A 17,618-nucleotide genomic window follows, 5' to 3' on the forward strand; every position below is an offset into this window, starting at 1 on the left:
TTACGTTCGCAGCGGACCTGCGGCTGAAGCCGGTACACAAAGCAGCTTCCCGCCATGATTGCATTGTGGCGGGGGCTGTTTCGGTTTTATTGCAGTTGCAGATGATCCTCCGCATCAGAAGTTTGCGCTTGCATTTGACGGAATTGCCCCGGTGTCAGTCCGGTTTCCTTCTTGAATTTGCGGATAAAGTTCGGCGTGTCCAGATAGCCGACGCGCAGAATGATGTCTTTGAGCGGATCGTTCGTCGTTCTGAGCTGATGCTTAACCGCCTCCAACCGTTTTTGCCAGATATATTGGATGAAGTTCGTGCCGACCTTCTCTTTGAAGGAACGGCTGAGATGAGAAGGTGAAATCGTAAATTCCAGGGAAAGGGTTTCGAGACTTAGCGTATGATCCATATAATGAGTGTCGATATAGCTCACGATCCGATCCATGAGCGAATGTTCTTCCTTCTTGTGATTCCGCTCGACCTGGGCGCAAATCCGGGAAGCGAGCAGAGAGAAATTTCGTTCAAGCTCCTCAAACGAGCCGGCCATGAAGTTCGGTCCCGCCTCTTGCAGAACATGGTGGATGCCAAGCTCTGATGCCGTCTTGAGCATGGTGTTCAGAATATCGAAGCAAACGCATCGGATGAGCAGCGGTGACAGCTCCGAAGTTTGCAACTCGAGCAAAGACTGCCGGATCATCTGAAGAGCTACATCCGAATTCCCCAGCTTCAGACTTTGCGTGAGCTTCAGCAAGACACTGTTGTCGATCCAGGCGGTCTCTTGCTGCAAATAAGAGGGCTTCTCGAAATAGGCAATTGCAGTGGGGCCGCCGGATGTGAGCATTTCCAGGGCGGAGCAGGCTTCGATAAAAGACTGATTCAGCTGCTCCAGACTTGGATAGCATGTTCCGACGCCGATGGCCAGATTGTCATGGGACATATCCTGCACCATGCTGCGCACCTCTTCCACGATCAGCTGCACATGCGTAAATTCGTCCATGCGGCGGTCCGGATGGAAGCTGACAATAAGCGCAAGCTGGTCCAATTGGGGAAGCTCGACACCATAAGCTTGGGCGGCAAGCTCAGGAAACCGGATATGGGAAAGCATTCGAATCATCTCTTGGAGGTCGTGAAGATCACCATGCTCGTTCTCTTGCTGGGTCCATCGGATGACCATCGCGAAGCAATGCGACTGATCGAACTGCAAATTGAACGCTGCAAGAAGGTCAGGCGATAAGCTGCGGATGCCGCCGTATTTCAGCAGCATGGAAAGAAAATGGTTGCGTGCATAGGGTTCTTGGAGGTCGATTTTGGAGCTGTAATCCTGCAAGGTTGTCCGAATACGTTCCAGCTCATTGCCTGAAGTGCGGTCCTTGCCGGACTTCGTATTCGCGAAGTTGACAAGCTCCACAATCGGCAAATACTGCATTCTGGCCAATGCAAGCGCAATGGCTGCCCCGACAAGCACGAGGATGCAGAACAAGATCATAATAAAGCTGCGAACCTGCAGCACGCTGCTAAAAAATTGATCACTGGTCATTAACGTGACATACGTCCAGCCGTTCTTTTCGGATTTGACGGAAACGACAGAATGAGCCCGGCCGTCGATGATCTGTTTATGAATGCCGTCGGAGAGCCGGAAGAGCGGGAGGACGGCATCCGCTGCCAGAGACTCGCCGTTACCGCTGTGCGTCAGGATATGGCCCTTAGCGTCAAAAATATAAGTTAAGCCGCGATAGTTGCCAAGTACGGACTCGATCAGGCCGGTAACTTCCGATTCACGAATCAAGTACATGACAGAGCCGTGAGGATTGGGGCTGTTCGGTGTGATCGGAACGTTGTATACAAGCATCGACTGCTCCAGATTCGCGTTGCGGACGACTACATCGGCGGGCCGCATGCTTGGGAATTTGGCCGTATTGAGTTCTTTTACCAGATCGTCAGATTTCCAGTTTCGGAAGCCATAGTTGCCTGCGAACACCTGAAGATTGGACATGCCTTTCGAGGAGTAGATTCTGTCGTCTTGATGATAGTACAGAAACAGTTCTCCGATAATGGAGCTGGTTGCTTTGTAGTTGTTCAAGGCAAGTATCGAATCCCTGCTGTCATACGGGTCATGGACTTTGTAACGGGTCAGCCGCTCATCATAAGCGATACGGGTAGCAATCTCGTTCAATTCCTTAATACGGCCGTCGATCACCGTCTTCGTCTGCGTCAGCTGATTAAGGTGGGCTTGCCCGATTTCCGATTGCAGATTGGTGACCGCATTGCGGTAAATGAATACGGTTGCAAGAATGAGCGGGATGAGCAGGATAAACAAGTAAGATCCGATGAATTTCAGAAACAGTTTCGATTTAAAGTAATTCCGGTTCATGCCCGTTGCCTCCTTGAGTTCAATAGTAAAAAGTCCGCAACCCATCGGTCGTCGGTGTTGTACGGCGGAACAGCAGGCGCACCAGGGTGAGCAATGCGCATGTTGCAAGGGCGCGTGAAATCACCCGGCTATGATGAATTTAATGGATTTACAAAGGTGTTGTCAAATCATGGACGGCAGCAGAGTTGAGTTACAGTATGAATCCATAGGACGGCAGAAGATATGCATGAGCATGTGATGCACTAAAGCTGGAATGGAACGTGGAGCTGGAGAGGTACGGCGGCTCCGGCAAAGGTATTACGCATAACAAGCAATGTGCTGCCAGACCGGCAGCTTGGTGTGCCAAAACACGGGAGGAGGCTAAAGCTATGATCAGATCCGGAGTACCGGAGCCGAGGATTGACTTTGCGCCGAAGCATTACATATGCCGCCGTGCAGACGGCGAGCTTACCCTGGATGGACGGATTGACAAGCCGTTCTGGGAGAAAGCGGATTGGACTGATACGTTCGTCGATATCGAAGGCGATCTTCGTCCGCTGCCGCCGAAGCGGACGCGGGTCAAAATGCTATGGGACGACCGCTATTTCTATTTTGCGGCAGAACTGATGGAAGATCAGATTTGGGCAACGCTGACGGAGCGGGATTCGGTCATCTTTTATGACAATGACTTTGAAATCTTCATCGATCCAGACGGCGATTCGCATCAATACTACGAGTTTGAAATCAATGCGCTGAACACCGTATGGGACTTGCTGCTCGTCAAGCCGTACAGAGACGGCGGCCCTCCGGTAAACGGCTGGGATATTGGGGGGCTGAAGACGGCCGTTCATATTGACGGGAAGCTCAACGTACCGGGGGCGGACAACCGCAAGTGGACTATTGAGGTCGCAATGCCTTGGACGAGCCTGGGGGAATGCGCATCCGCAGGAAGGCCGCCAGTAGCAGGGGAGTTCTGGCGTGTTAATTTTTCCCGCGTTGAATGGAGAACGGAGGTTCATAACGGCAAATACCGCAAAGTGGTGAATCCGGCATCCGGCAAGCCCTACCCGGAAGATAATTGGGTCTGGTCGCCGATGGGGATTGTTAACATGCATTATCCCGAGCTGTGGGGCTATGTCGTCTTTGCCGATCAGGATGGTCCGGACACGTTCGAACTCCCTCCGGATGAGCTTGTGAAATGGGAGCTGCGCAAGCTGTATTACCGGCAGCGGAACTATTATGAAGCACATGGCAGGTTCACGCGTGAAGCAGAGAAGCTTATGGGAGACGAGAGCTGGAGCATACAGCCGACCATCGAGACGACGAGCCGGTCGTTCCTGCTGTCGGCTCCGTCGGTTGACGGAACGGCGACTATATATATTCGTGAGGACGGAAAGCTGTGGAAGGAGTGAGAGGCGTGACGGAACAAACTGGTGTATTTTCGTTGGACACAGCGGCTATGGAGCGGATTGAGCGGAAGTTCCAAGAGAAGCGGCAGCTCGCTAAGGCAAGAGAGCGGGAGCTGTTTCATGTTTTCGATGAACCGTTGACGGAGGAAGAAGAATGGGCGCTCAAATTGCTGTATGCGTATATGCCAGTGAACGATTTGGCCGATTATAACGGTGAGCTGTTTCTCAGCCATGTTCGGACAACGCTGGACATACGCCGACAGATGCCTTGGGGGCAACGGGTTCCGGACCCTTTGTTTCTTCATTTTGTGCTGCCTTACCGGGTCAATACGGAGAATATCGAGGACAGCAGAGGTATTCTGTTCCGTGAATTGGCCGAGCGGACAAAGGGCTTGCCGATGGCATCCGCCATTCTGGAGACAAATTACTGGTGCCATGAAAAAGCAACTTATATCGGCAGCGATCTGCGCACGGTGTCTCCGCTGACGATGCTGAGAACGGCGCGGGGGCGGTGCGGAGAAGAGTCGACGCTTGCCGTAGCTGCATTGCGCAGCATCGGCATTCCGGCCCGCCAGGTGTATACGCCGCGCTGGGCGCATTGCGACGACAACCATGCCTGGGTGGAAGCCTGGGCGGACGGCACATGGCATTACCTAGGCGCTTGTGAGCCGGAAGCGCGTCTGGATCAAGGGTGGTTCAGCCCTCCGTCAAGACGTGCGATGCTGATTAATACTCGCATTCTTGCCCGTTATCCGGGTCCGGAGGATATTACGCTTGCGGATCCGTGGTTTACGGAAATCAATTTGCTGGAAAGCTATGCGCCGACACGTACGGTGAAGGTGACGGTCAAGGACATGCACGGCAAGCCGGTGTACGGTGCGTATGTTGAATTCCAACTATATAATATGGCGGAATTTTATCCGATTGCGATAGTACCAACGAATGAGCAGGGAGAAGCGTCGTTGAAAACCGGATGCGGCGATCTCCTCATCCGAGCGGTTAAGGACGGATGTTGGGGCGAACAAAAGGCGGCGGCCGACGGAGGCGGCGAGCTGGAGCTGGTCATTGACCGGCGTGAGCAGCCGACAGCCAGCCAGGATTTCGACATGGCGCCCCCGCCGGAACGGGAGGGAGAACCAGTTGAACCGCTCTCCGAGGACGCGCTGCTCCGGCATCAAGCCCGTTTGGAGGAAGGCACGTCCATCCGGACGGGATATGAGGCCTCCTTCCTGACGGAGGCTGGAGCAGAAGAGGTTGCTAAGCGCGCCGGCCTTCCAGCCGACCGGGTATGGGATATATTGCGCAAGGCGCGTGGCAACGGCCGCGAAATTGCTGCGTTTCTCGAGGAGCGCGCACCGGCTTACGGGGAATGGCCTTTGCGGCTGTTGGAAAGGATGAACGAGAAGGACTTGGCAGATACATTCCGGCCCGCGCTCGATGATTTTCTCATCGGGGCGCTGGCCCTTTCCGACGGGATGGATGAGGAGTTGTTCAGTGCCTATGTCCTCTGTCCGCGCGTTCGTTATGAGATGCTTGGGGCCCACAGGCGCGAGTTCCAGGAAGCGTTCCGGCGCGAGGCTGAGCTGTACAGAAACGAGCCTGCACAACTTGCCCGGTGGATCGAGTCCACTTTCCGCATTTGGGAGGATCTCCCCTATTTAAAGGGCAGGGGAACGCCGCTGGGCACATTCAACCTGAAGGCGGGGGACCCCGACTCTCTTCGGATTCTGTTCGTCGCCGTCTGCCGCAGCCTGGGCATACCGGCCCGCCTTCATCCGAGCGAGCAAAAGCCGCAGTATTGGATGGACGGCGCTTGGAAAGACGCGCGGGTGGCGAAGGGACCGGCGGAGCCATTATCGCCGTCCCAACCGGGGATGCTGCGCTTGCTGTGGGATAGCGCCGCCCCGAATGAAGCCTCCCAAGCTGCATATGCGGTCAATTTCACAGTTGCCCGCCTGGAAGGCGGACGCTACAAAACGCTGGACTATCCTCATGGGAAATCGGATGTGTACGACGAAACGTTTGAAGTTGAGCAGGGCTCTTATCGGCTCACATCAGGTGTGCGGCTTCCGGACGGAACGGTGCGGGCGCGGTTTGTATTTTTTGCCGTTCGCGCTGGGGAGTTGACGGAGGTTCCTCTGACATTCCGCCGATTAGAGATGAACCTGCCGGTCCTCGGTGAGATGGACCGTACCGGCTTGCTGGCATCGTGGGAAGGAGCGGAAAAGCCATTGGGCGAGTGGATCGGCAGGTGCAGCGCGTTGGTCTCCTGGCTGGAGCCGGAACGGGAGCCTTCCAAGCATCTCCTCCGCGAGCTAACGGAGCTGCAGGCTTCGTTCACGGAGCAAGCCGTCCCCGTCGTTCTGATTGTCGGAGACCGGCAGCTGACTGCGTCCTTCGATCCGGGAAGCTATCCGGCGCTGCCTGCGGGGACCCGTTTTGCCCGTGACGCCACCTATGCATTGCTCCCGGCGTTCCTCTCCGAGCCGCCTGCAAGTGAAGCGGGCTTTCCGCATCTCATGGTGCTGGACGAGAAAGGCCGCATTCGGTACACGGCCTCCGGGTACAGATTGGGAGCGGCCAAGGAAGCGCTGGAAGTGTTGATGAGCCTACGGCAATAAGCGGGAGGGCAGCAAAAGTTACAGTGAAATAAAGGATAGTCAAGCACAGACGGGAATCCGTTTGTGCTTTTTTGGCATTGACATGCTTTGAAAACGCATACTATACTCAGGTAGACAGAAACGATCATAAACGGTCAATAAGAGTCAGACTCAATCAAGGAAACAGTCAGCACATTGTCGGGACATTCATTCAGGAGGTGGAGGCCTCTTTATGTACGAAGCGGAACGAAAACGCAGCATCTTGGCTTTATTAAAGGAGCAGGAACGGGTAGAGGTGCAGGATCTGATTCAACTGCTGGACGTATCAGAATCTACGGTCCGGCGGGATTTGAAGGAACTGGAGCAAAGCGGCTTGCTCAAACGCACGCACGGCGGGGCGGTTCCCGTGCATACGGTCAACTATGAGCCGACGTTCAGCGAGAAGGAGATTACTCACCGGGAGCAAAAGCAGGCGATCGCCCGGGAGGCGTCGGCGCTTGTAAGCGAGGGCGACGTAATCCTGTTGGATTCGGGAACCACGATGGTGTATCTGGCCAGAGAGCTGAAGCGGTTCCAGCGGCTTACGGTGGTCACCAATGCGATTCCGGTAGCGCAGGAGCTGCTTGGTTGCGGGGGGATTGAGCTGATCTTGCTGGGCGGTACGCTGCGAAAGGATATTTTGTCGCTGGTTGGGCCTTTTGCTGAAGAAATTCTTGGGAAACTGCATGTGGACACCGCTTTTATTGCAACCAATGCGATTCATGCCGAAGCAGGGCTCAGCACGCCGAACGTGACGGAGGCCAGCATGAAACGCAGGATGATTGCTTCGAGCAAACGGGCGGTTCTGTTGGCGGACTCCTCCAAAATAGGGAATATAACGTTGGTGAACTTTGCTTCCTTGAAGGATATCGACCTGTTTATCACAGATGGGGAAGCTTCAGAGGGACTTGCGGAACTGGAAGCAGCCGGATTACAGGTGAAGGCAGCAGCAGAGAGAAAGTAAAGTATTCATAGAATGAGGTGCCATATGTACGATGTAGTAGCGCTTGGCGAGCTATTGATTGATTTCACGCCGCAGGCTTCGCCTGACGGAAAAGAAACCTTCTTTCAGAAAAATCCTGGCGGAGCTCCGGCTAACGTGCTGGCCGCTTTATCCCGGCAGGGGAAGCGGACCGCCTTCATCGGAAAGGTAGGCGCGGATGCTTTCGGGACATTTTTGGCGGACGTTCTGGAGACTAACGGTATTTCCACGCGAGGCATGCGTTTCTCGGAAACGGAGAACACCACGCTGGCGTTTGTGGAGCTGAACAGCGAAGGTGACCGTACGTTCACGTTCTACAGGAAACCCGGGGCGGATATGATGCTGCAGGAATCGGAGCTGGATAATGAGTTGATTGCGGATGCGCGTGTGTTCCATTACGGGTCGATCTCGATGACGAACGAGCCTTCCCGCACGGCAACGCTGAAAGCAATCGGGTATGCGAAGGAGCAAGGGCTGCTGATCTCGTACGATCCGAATCTGCGCCTGCCGCTGTGGCCGGACGCGGCTGCGGCTAAAAGAGCCATCCTTGATGCAATGGGATATGCGGATGTGTTGAAGATCTCCGAGGAGGAGCTGGTGTTTCTGACCGGCACGGAGGATGCCGAAGCGGGTTCGGCTCAGCTTCGGGAGCAGTTCGGCATTTCGCTCATTTGTGTCACGATGGGCGAGAAGGGGTGCTTTTACCGTGCCGGCGGGATCACCGGCCACGTTCCCGCTTTCCGTGTGAAGCCGGTGGATACGACCGGCGCGGGCGATGCGTTTATGGGCGGCGTGCTGTCGCAGCTGCTGGATGCGCCGGCCCCGCTGGCTGCCTTGACGCGGGAGCAGCTGGACGGCATCATCGCGTTCGGCAACGCGATGGGGTCGCTGGCGACGACGCGGCGCGGCGCGATCCCGGCGATGCCGTCGCCGGAGGAAGTTCGGGAGCAGCTGGCCTCGAGTAAGTAAGCATTTTATATTAGAGAAAAGGTGCTGAATATGATGACGACTTCCTTTTACAATGAAAAGTTTCGTCCGCAGTTTCATTTTACCCCTGAAGCTCATTGGATGAATGATCCGAACGGGATGGTATTTTTTGAAGGAGAGTACCATTTGTTTTATCAATATTACCCGAACGGGACGGTATGGGGGCCGATGCACTGGGGGCATGCGGTAAGCCGGGATCTGGTTCACTGGGAGCATCTGCCCGTAGCGCTCGCACCGGATGAACATGGTTATATTTTCTCGGGAAGTGCGGTCGTGGATTGGAAGGACAGCAGCGGGCTGTTTGGCGGAAAGCCAGGTTTGGTTGCCATCTTCACGCATCACAGGTTTGATGAGGAAGCTCAGGTTGTGAGGCAGAGCCAAAGTATCGCTTATAGTGCGGACCGGGGCAGAACCTGGCTGACCTATGAGGGCAACCCGGTGTTGAAGGGCGAGGGAATTGTCGATTTTCGGGATCCGAAAGTGTTCTGGCACGAACCTTCGCAGCATTGGATCATGGTGTTGGCTGTGGGCGATCATGCGCGTTTCTATCGTTCTGCGGATTTGTTAAACTGGACATTCTGTTCCGAGTTTGGCCGCGAAGAGGGATCCCATGACGGCGTATGGGAATGCCCGGATTTGTTTGAGCTCCCTGTAGAAGGTTCGGCAGGGGACAAGCGGTGGGTGTTGATTATCAGCATTGGCAACGAGGAAGGAGTTCCGGAAGGGTCGCGGACGCAATATTTCGTCGGCCGCTTTGACGGGGAAACGTTCGTGAACGAGGAGTCGGCGGATCAGGTGCTCTGGCTGGACCATGGACGGGACAACTATGCGGGAGTTACCTGGTCAGATATTCCGGAGGAGGACGGCCGGAGGCTGTTCATCGGGTGGATGAGCAACTGGAAGTATGCGAACCTGACTCCTACGGAAAGCTGGAGAGGCGCCATGACGCTGCCGCGGGAGCTCTGGCTGAAGAAAGAGACCGGTGGTATCCGGCTATATCAGAAGCCTGTGGAAGAGTTGAATTCTTTACGGGTAAGAACGGTTACCTTACAAGAGAGACTTGTGGCCGCAGAGACACAGCTGCTCCTAGAATCAGGCAATGGTTTGCTGGAAGTGGAAGGAACGGTGAATGTGAACGAATCCGGGGCAGCTGAGTTCGGATTTAGATTGGACTATGCGTCTGGGCAGTCCGGTACGGTCGGATTTGATTTGAAGCGCAGCACTGTGTTTATTGACAGAAGCGGTTTGGAGGGGGATGTGCCTTTCCATGAAACGTTTGCGGGCAGGCATGAGGCGAGTGTACAGGGGGATCATGAAACGGTTACGTTCCGAATCTATGTTGACCGCTCCTCTGTGGAAATCTTTGCAAACGGGGGCCAAGCTGCGCTGACGGATCTTATCTTTCCTGAGTCAGAAGAGTTCGAGCTTTCCTTCTATTCGGCAGGCGGAAGCGTTGAAATCGTAGAGTTGAACATACATGAACTGGCGTCTGTTTATGAGTAACTAGAGTAATATAGTGCTGTTACCAAAGGATCGGCGGAAAGAGTAACTTTTCGGGCAGATTGGTGCGAGTTAGTGATACCACATATCACTAACTCTATCTGTCGGGCGAGCTAGTGATATCATATAGCACTAACATGGCCGGATCGGCGGAAAAAGTAACTTTTAGGGCAGATTGGTGCAAGTTAGTGATACCACGTATCACTAACTCTCTCTGCAGGCGAGCTAGTGATATCATATAGCACTAACATGGCCGGATCGGCGGAAAAAGTAACTTTTAGGGCAGATTGGTGCAAGTTAGTGATACCACATATCACTAACTCTCTCTGTCGGGCGAGCTAGTGATATCATATAGCACTAACATGGCCGGATCGGCGGAAAAAGTAACTTTTAGGGTAGATTGGTGCAACTTAGTGATTCCACGTATCACTAACTCTATCTGTCGGGCCAGCTAGTGATACCACATAGCACTAACATGGCGGGATCGGCGAAAAAAGTAACTTTTCGGGCAGATTGGTGCGAGTTAGTGATACCACATATCACTAACTCTATCTGTCGGGCCAGCTAGTGATACCACATAGCACTAACACAGCGGGATCGGCGGAAAAAGTAACTTTTAGGGCAGATTGGTGCAAGTTAGTGATACCACGTATCACTAACTCTATCTGTCGGGCCAGCTAGTGATACCACATAGCACTAACATGGCGGGATCTGCGGGAATAGCCCAATTACACCTTAAACGATCTTCCCACCAACGGATACAACCACTTCACACCCTTGGGCGTTAACGTATCCGCAGCAAGGTGGGAGACATAGCCGGCGACGGCGGTGTTCATCAGCCCGGGGATGCCCAGCTGCCGTTCCAGCCCTGTACTGATTGCGGCCCATGCCAGAATGGCCCACACCGTATGGGACAACCCGCGGTGCTTTAGCCAGGGTACCCAGGCGATGAATAAACCGAAGCCGGCGAGCCAATGCATTTGCATGGTAAATCCGGCGTACAGCAGACCGCAGCCAACTAGACTGACCAGGCTGTTGCGCAGGACACCTTCCCGGACGACCAGTCCAAGGAGAAGAATCATAACGGAAACAGCGGCAAATTTCCAATACAGCTGTCCGTTCAACACATATTGCAAGCCTACAACGACCGCGAGGATCACTCCCGCGGTCGTTGTCCATTGTTGGAACATGCGGGATGCCTTATCCAGCTTGCTGCTCAGCATGCTGGGGCCGTCGAGGTCCGCAGCAAGTGCGGAAAAGCCTGCAACGGCAATGTAGATGGCGGCATTAGTTAATGTAAACGGATTTAATGAAGCAGACGCGATCCCGATAGCAGCGCCGATCGCAAGATGGGTGGTTCCTTTCATTACAGGCCTCCGATGACTGATATGTATGATACAAGCAAACAAATGTTCCTGTAAGGATTATACCTGATTTGAAGAAAACTTTACACCCTATCCCTGATTAATTCCCCTCCTGCCTATGCCTCGCCCGGTATTCCATTGGGGTTATGCCAAGATGGCGCTTAAACTATGCCGGTACCAAACAAGACGTTGATTTTGTACTAGTTTTCATTGGTCTGCTGACTTGTAAGGGCTTACACCTTTCTCTATGCTGAAATTACCCTACGGGGAAGATGTTATGAGGAGGTTTAGATTCATGAAGCAACTGCGCTTTATGCCTGCCCTGCGTGCATCGCTGCTTGCCGTATCGCTGGCCGTATCAGGGCTGGCGGCACCTATGGCTTCTGCGGAAACCGGTGCGGTACCGGTCAAGGTAGACTGGAAAAAGGAAACGGGGAAAGTAACGGATTTTATGTACGGGTTAAATGCGTTTCAGGCTTTTAATCCCGAAGTATCGGGCAATCCGGTATACAACAAGAATTTGAACTATATGAACCCGGGCGTGCTCCGCTTTCACAGCTGGGAGTTGATGGGGGACTCCAAAACGACAAGAAACGGCTGGATCGACACGGCCAACCGCAAGTGGGATGCGGATAAAATCAAGGCGTCTATTCAAGGATTGAGCCCGGATCATCCGGAGATTATGATCAACATCCCCGGCTGGCCGTCCTGGATGGACACCAATAATGACGGGTATCTGGATCAGGACCAGATCCAGGCCTTTGCGGAGTTTTGTGCAGACCTGGTGCGGATTGTTAATGTCGATGGCGGCTTCAAGGTGAAGTACTGGGAGCCAACGAACGAACGCGATGACCCGTACTATGTTCATTTCCGGAATGCCGGCCAGGCGGATCGCTTGGATGAATTGATTGGCATCTATAACGAATGCGCTAAGGCGATGAAAGCGGTAGATCCGACCATTCATACAGGCGGCTTGGCCTTCGCGCGCGGCGACTTGTACGATCAGGTGGAACGCTTTGTGGCGGGGACTGTCAATGAGGGCACGCTGGATTTCCTGGCCTATCATTTCTATGCCAGCGGAGATTTGGGGCAGTCCGACAAGGAGATTTACGATCGGGTGAACCCTGCGGATCCTTCCGTCAATTCGCTTGCTAAGCACACGAAGGACATCCGTGCCATCCTGGATGCGGCAAGCCCTGAGCACCATATTCCCTTATGGATGGATGAGTACAACGTCAGCTGGTCTTGGACCAACAACGATCCGCGGATGAGTAACTTTAAGGGTGCTGTGTTCGATGCGTTGACTATGGTTTATGCGCAGCGTAACGGTGCGGATGTAACAGCGGCATGGAATGATTACGACGGAGTTTACGGCAAAATGACAGGTGACGACTACGCGTTCCGACCGTCGGCGCATACGTTTCAGCTGTTGAACAACTATTTTACAGGAGATGTTGTAGAGGTATCCTCTGCGGATGAAATGAAGGTGGTTGCTTACGCTGTTACAGACCGCAAAGCGGATGTTCATTCCCTGATGGCCATCAACCGTACGGACGATGTGCAGCTGATTCAGCCTTCATTGGCGGGAATGAAGAAGAGCCGCGGTGCCATTCAGCAGCATCAGCTGTCGGAAGCGGGGTACGGGATTGCTTCCGCTGAATGGGAAAAGGTAGACAGCCATATTGTTGCTATTCCTCCGCATTCTGTAACTGTGTGGACGGACAGCACTACGGTGCCGAGCCAGCTGCCGCCGCCTTTAGTGACTGCGCAGAAACCGCCTGCAGGTACGGAAAACCCGGCACCTGGCGAGGAAAGCAACTTGAGCGGGAGAGTGACGGATACCTCTTCGGTAAATCTGACCTCCGAAGGCACTTTGGATTGGGCGGCATGGGGCACGGATACGGCAAATCCGACGGCAGCCGTGCGGAAAGCAGGCGGCGGACAGCAAATCTCCGACGTGCAGTTAATCGGCGACCCGAAAGTATACGGCTACACCCCCCAATGGTGGGGCACACATAAGGCGACTTGGACGGACGGCGACCCTGTGGCTGCTGCCCAGGATACATCGGGAGCACTTGTAGCGGAGGGCACCGGTAAAGGCTTTACCTTCACGGTACCGGCGGATACGACGGAGAAGCAGCTGAAGGTGTACTTAGGGGTCATGGGAGCCAAAGGCGTCCTGACAGCGCATCTGAGTGACGGAAGCGCTCCTGATTTCGTTACTTCCTATAATGACAGCGACCCGAATGTTATTAATAACAGCAGCGGCGCCCGCGCCAAGGCAGTCGTGCTGAATTTCAAGGCGAATTCCCCGGGCCAGACGCTTACCGTATCTTATGTGATGAATTATAACCACTGGGGCAACGCGCTCTGGCTGCAGGGTGCGACGTTGTCATCACCGAAATCCGCTATGATGCGAGGCAGTGTAGCTCCGTCCTCCTCGGCAGATTTGACGAAAGAAGGAAATCTGGATTGGGCCGTATGGGGAACCGATGCAGCGAACCCGCAAGCGGCAGTGAGCAAAGCGGATGTCCCGAAACAAATTTCCGGTCTGACGTTATTGGGCAAACCTGAGTATGTAAAAGCCTATACCGGCGATTGGTGGGGGACGCACAGCGCTTCCTGGTCCGACGGAACGCCGGTCCCTGCGGCATCCAATTCCACGGCCGCCATTGTCACGGGAGGTCCGCAAGGTAGTGGGTTTAAGCTCAGTGTGCCTGCCGATACAACGGCCAAAACCCTTAAGCTGTATTTGGGCGTCATGGGGACCAAAGGTGTCTTGAAAGCCCATCTAAGCGATAACAGTGCTCCGGATTTTGTTACGTCCAACAATGATTCCGATCCTACCGTAATCAACAACAGCGGCGGACCTGCAAGTAAAGTAGTCACGATCACCTATCAGGCAGCCTCGGAAGGGCAGACGCTGGATATTGAGTTTACGCTAAATTACAACCACTGGGGGAATACGTTGTGGCTGCAGAGCGCTTCGCTTTCCGGTGCCGATATTCTTCCGCCTGCAGCTCCGGGAGATGTGGCTTTGCTGTCTCCGCCATCCTCAACTTCTGCAGCCATTACATGGAGTGAGGCAGCGGATAATGTAAAAGTGACAGGCTATGAAGTGTATAAAGACGGCGTATATGTCGGTTCTACGACAGCACCGACACGCACCTATTATCTGCACGGATTGGTACCGAACCAAAGCAGCACCGTCACTGTGAAGGCAAGAGACGCGGCTGGAAATCGGTCGGAGGCGAGCGCGCCGCTGGCCATTACGGCTACCGATGACGCACAAAGGCCGACAACCGTAACGCTGTCCGCCGGCGAAGGGGAAAACGGCTCGCTCCTGTTGAGCTGGACGACGTCGTTCGACGATTCAGCAGTGAAAGCATACAAGGTTTATGACGGGAATACGCTTTTGGGTACCGTGGATGCTGCCCAACGCTCTTTCATCATCCCGGGTGAAGGGGAGAAGTACAAATTTACAGTCGTCTCTGTGGATTCCAAGGACCTGCCGTCCGAAACCAGCAATACGGTCGAATGGACAAAGAACGGTAAGGTAAAAACCAAATAAAGCTTGGGTGACTCCCGTCTTTGTATGTTAAGACGGGAGTTTTGTTGTAAAAGTATACCTTTTCGTTGTTTTGAACGATGGCGGACTTCGCGGTTAGGGGCGTAATGTATAGGGTGTAGGCAGTCTTTTGAAGCGCTTACAAATTGTTGGTCGGAGGTGATGGGAATATCGGATACAGCATGTTCAACAGCAGGCTAGAGTCGCTCTAAGTGTACCGCAATTCAAGCAGCATCCGGTCACAGGCAAGCTTTGCTAGGTTGGTTTGCATTCCATTTTGTAATTAGAGGAGGAAGTTCATGAAACAGAAGTGGAAAAAGTTCGGGGCCCTGACGGTCGCAGCGGCACTAGTAACAAGCTTGATCTCGTTCTCCCCGGTATCGGCGGCATCAGTAACGGCCACTGTCAATTGGGGAAGCAATCAGGGTTCCACCACGAACTACAGTTACGGTTTGAATATTTTTAAAGCGCAGGAAGGAACCGTTGCATCGGATACCGATTATAAGAACAATGTGGCATACATGAAACCGGGGATCATCCGGTATCACCGTGCGGATCAGATGGGAGAGTCCACGACAGGCAACGGCTGGGTGAAAAATCCGGGGGCTTCGAACTACTCCTGGGATGCCGCTAAAATCGGTACCATCCTCTCCAACACGTTCAGCAACAATCCTACACGGATGATCAATATTGCCAACTGGCCGGCCTACATGGACGACGGTACAGGCAAGCTGAAAACGACGATGTATGATGCGTATGCGGCTTTTTGTGCGAACCTGGTGCAGATTGTGAACATCGATCAGGGCCGCAATGTTCAATATTGGGAAGTGCTGAACGAGAAGGACGACACGTACGCCTCGAATATGGCTGAGCTGGCGACGATATACAAGAAAGCCTACGATGCGATGAGAGCGAAGAGCTCTACGATCAAAATCGGGGGGCCTGCATTCGCAAGACCGGATCTTACAGCCCGTGTCGATACGTTTGTGGCTAATGCCCATACGAAACTGGACTTTATCTCCTATCACACTTATTCCAGCGGCAGCACGTCCGACACGAACGCCTCCATTTGGAACAGTGCGCAAGGTCTCGGAGCCACGACTACAAGTATCAAAAATATTATTGCTAACTACACGACACGTGCCATCGAGACGTTCCACGATGAGTACAATATCAGCTGGAACCCGCCGGATGGCCGTATGAACAATGAGAAGGGCATGATCTTCGATGCCTTGTCGCTGATCTCCATCACTAAAGCCGGGGCAACGGGTTCGATGGCCTGGAACGAGTCGGACGGCTGGTACGGAAAGCTGGAAGGCTGGGCTCCGTATAACAAGCGTGCTTCCGCACATCTGTATAACCTGTTCAATACGGATATGGGCGGAACGATCGCGGGCTCAACAACAAGCGATGCCTCGAAAATCGATTTGATGGGTACTTATGGAGGCAGCTGGAAAAAGCTTGCGCTAGTCAACCGCTCTGGGGCGGATCAGACGCTTCAGCTTTCTTTCAGCGGATGGTCGACTTCGATTCCGGGAAATACCTTGTTTACGGTGAAGCGCGTATACGGTTGGGGAGTTGTGTATGACAGTGTGCGCTATGATGTACTGACATCGTCTGCAGGCTACACGCTGCCGGCGGATAGCGTAACGCTGCTTATTTTGGATGAAAACAACAAATCGTACGCTACCGCGACCAATTACATTACCAACCCGAAATTCGATTCCGGCATGACGGGTTGGAGCACTTGGGCCTTGCAGACCGGCGATGATGCTGCCGATTATACCGAAACTTACGGCGGCCGCGACGGAGCTCATTTGACTCATTGGAAAAACGCATACTATGGTGTGCATACTTACCAGACGGTGACAGGACTGACCAATGGCACTTATACGCTGAAAGCTTGGGTTACTTCCAGCGGCGGACAGTTTGAATCCCGCATGGAAGCCAAAAATTTCGGCGGCACCCAAATCAATGCCAACATTCCTGCCGGCGGATGGACACAGATCTCCATCCCGAACATTAACGTGACGAACGGCCAAATCGAGGTTGGCTTCTGGTCCAAAGCCAATGCCGGCAACTCTGTGTATATTGATGATGTGGAGTTGACCAAGAACTAAGTAACTGCAAATAGATGGCCGACGCATTTGCGTCGGTCTTTTTTGTTTGGCTTGAGGAGCGGGAGAGTACCTGTAACGCCCAAAGGTACCGTTGGAGCAGGGAGGGAGTATCTGTAGCGCCCAAAAGTACCGTTGGAGAAGGGAGGTAGTGTCTGTAGCGGCCAAAAGTACCGTTGCAGTAGTGAGGTAGTGTCTGTAACGCCCGTAAGTACTGTTGCAGCAGCACGGGAGCACCTGTAACGCCCAAAAGTACCGTTGCAGCAGTGAGGTAGTGTCTGTAACGCCCGTAAGTACTGTTGCAGCAGCGCGGGAGCATCTGTAACGCCCAAAAGTACCATTGCAGTAGTGAGGTAGTGTTTGTAACGCCCGAAAGTACTGTTGCAGCAGCGCGGGAGCATCTGTAACGCCCAAAAGTACCGTTGGATATTAGCGAACCTTTTTTCCTCTAGTTACTCCTCCGCCCCGTGCTGCCGTTCTTAAAATCACTAGTTACTCCTCGCCAAACTGCCGCTCATGAAACCAGCTACCTCTTCCACCCATACGACCGTTCTTACCTAGTTACCTTGCCCCGCAACTATCATCCGGCATCTTATTTCTAACTGTTAGTCACGCTCGTCCTACAAAGAGACCAACAACAGTTGAATTAGTATAGAGTTTCGTTGTTCCCCTCGATAGCGAGGCCGGGAAAGGAACCGCTACAATAAAGTTAC

Annotated in this window: 9 protein-coding genes; 7 read left to right on the forward strand and 2 right to left on the reverse strand. The window is 53.6% G+C overall.

The features are described from left to right. Positions 1–86: 86 nt before the first annotated feature. Entirely contained in the window at positions 87–2,360 is a 2,274-nt protein-coding gene (locus tag ACFSUF_RS21200; protein ID WP_377606340.1) for a helix-turn-helix domain-containing protein, read from the reverse strand. A gap of 368 nt (positions 2,361–2,728) precedes the next feature. Between ACFSUF_RS21200 and ACFSUF_RS21205 the strand changes: the two genes are divergently transcribed. From ACFSUF_RS21205 to ACFSUF_RS21225, 5 genes are all read left to right on the forward strand, one after another. Next, the gene (locus ACFSUF_RS21205) at positions 2,729–3,751 is read left to right on the forward strand and encodes a carbohydrate-binding family 9-like protein (RefSeq protein ID WP_377606342.1); all 1,023 of its coding nucleotides are present in this window, start codon (positions 2,729–2,731) and stop codon (positions 3,749–3,751) included. Positions 3,752–3,756: 5 nt separating this feature from the next. Further along, the gene (locus ACFSUF_RS21210) at positions 3,757–6,369 is read left to right on the forward strand and encodes a transglutaminase domain-containing protein (protein WP_377606344.1); all 2,613 of its coding nucleotides are present in this window, start codon (positions 3,757–3,759) and stop codon (positions 6,367–6,369) included. 211 nt (positions 6,370–6,580) lie between these two features. Continuing rightward, entirely contained in the window at positions 6,581–7,351 is a 771-nt protein-coding gene (locus ACFSUF_RS21215) for a DeoR/GlpR family DNA-binding transcription regulator (protein WP_377606347.1), read from the forward strand. Between the two features lie 24 nt (positions 7,352–7,375). Beyond that, a complete protein-coding gene (locus tag ACFSUF_RS21220) occupies positions 7,376–8,338 on the forward strand; it encodes a PfkB family carbohydrate kinase (RefSeq protein ID WP_377606349.1) in 963 nt (320 codons plus the stop codon). 30 nt (positions 8,339–8,368) lie between these two features. Then, complete coding sequence (locus ACFSUF_RS21225) at positions 8,369–9,859, forward strand: glycoside hydrolase family 32 protein (RefSeq protein WP_377606351.1); 1,491 nt, start codon at positions 8,369–8,371, stop codon at positions 9,857–9,859. A 725-nt stretch (positions 9,860–10,584) separates the two neighbouring features. On the opposite strand, the gene ACFSUF_RS21230 is transcribed toward ACFSUF_RS21225, so the two are convergent. Next, entirely contained in the window at positions 10,585–11,223 is a 639-nt protein-coding gene (locus ACFSUF_RS21230; protein ID WP_377606353.1) for a metal-dependent hydrolase, read from the reverse strand. Between the two features lie 292 nt (positions 11,224–11,515). On the opposite strand from ACFSUF_RS21230, the gene ACFSUF_RS21235 reads away from it, so the two are divergent. Continuing rightward, complete coding sequence (locus ACFSUF_RS21235; RefSeq protein ID WP_377606355.1) at positions 11,516–14,791, forward strand: fibronectin type III domain-containing protein; 3,276 nt, start codon at positions 11,516–11,518, stop codon at positions 14,789–14,791. Positions 14,792–15,087: 296 nt separating this feature from the next. Next, entirely contained in the window at positions 15,088–16,908 is a 1,821-nt protein-coding gene (locus tag ACFSUF_RS21240) for a GH39 family glycosyl hydrolase (RefSeq protein ID WP_377606357.1), read from the forward strand. Positions 16,909–17,618 lie beyond the last annotated feature (710 nt).

This window comes from Paenibacillus gansuensis (assembly GCF_042684925.1).
Lineage (GTDB): Bacteria > Bacillota > Bacilli > Paenibacillales > DY6 > Paenibacillus_N > Paenibacillus_N gansuensis.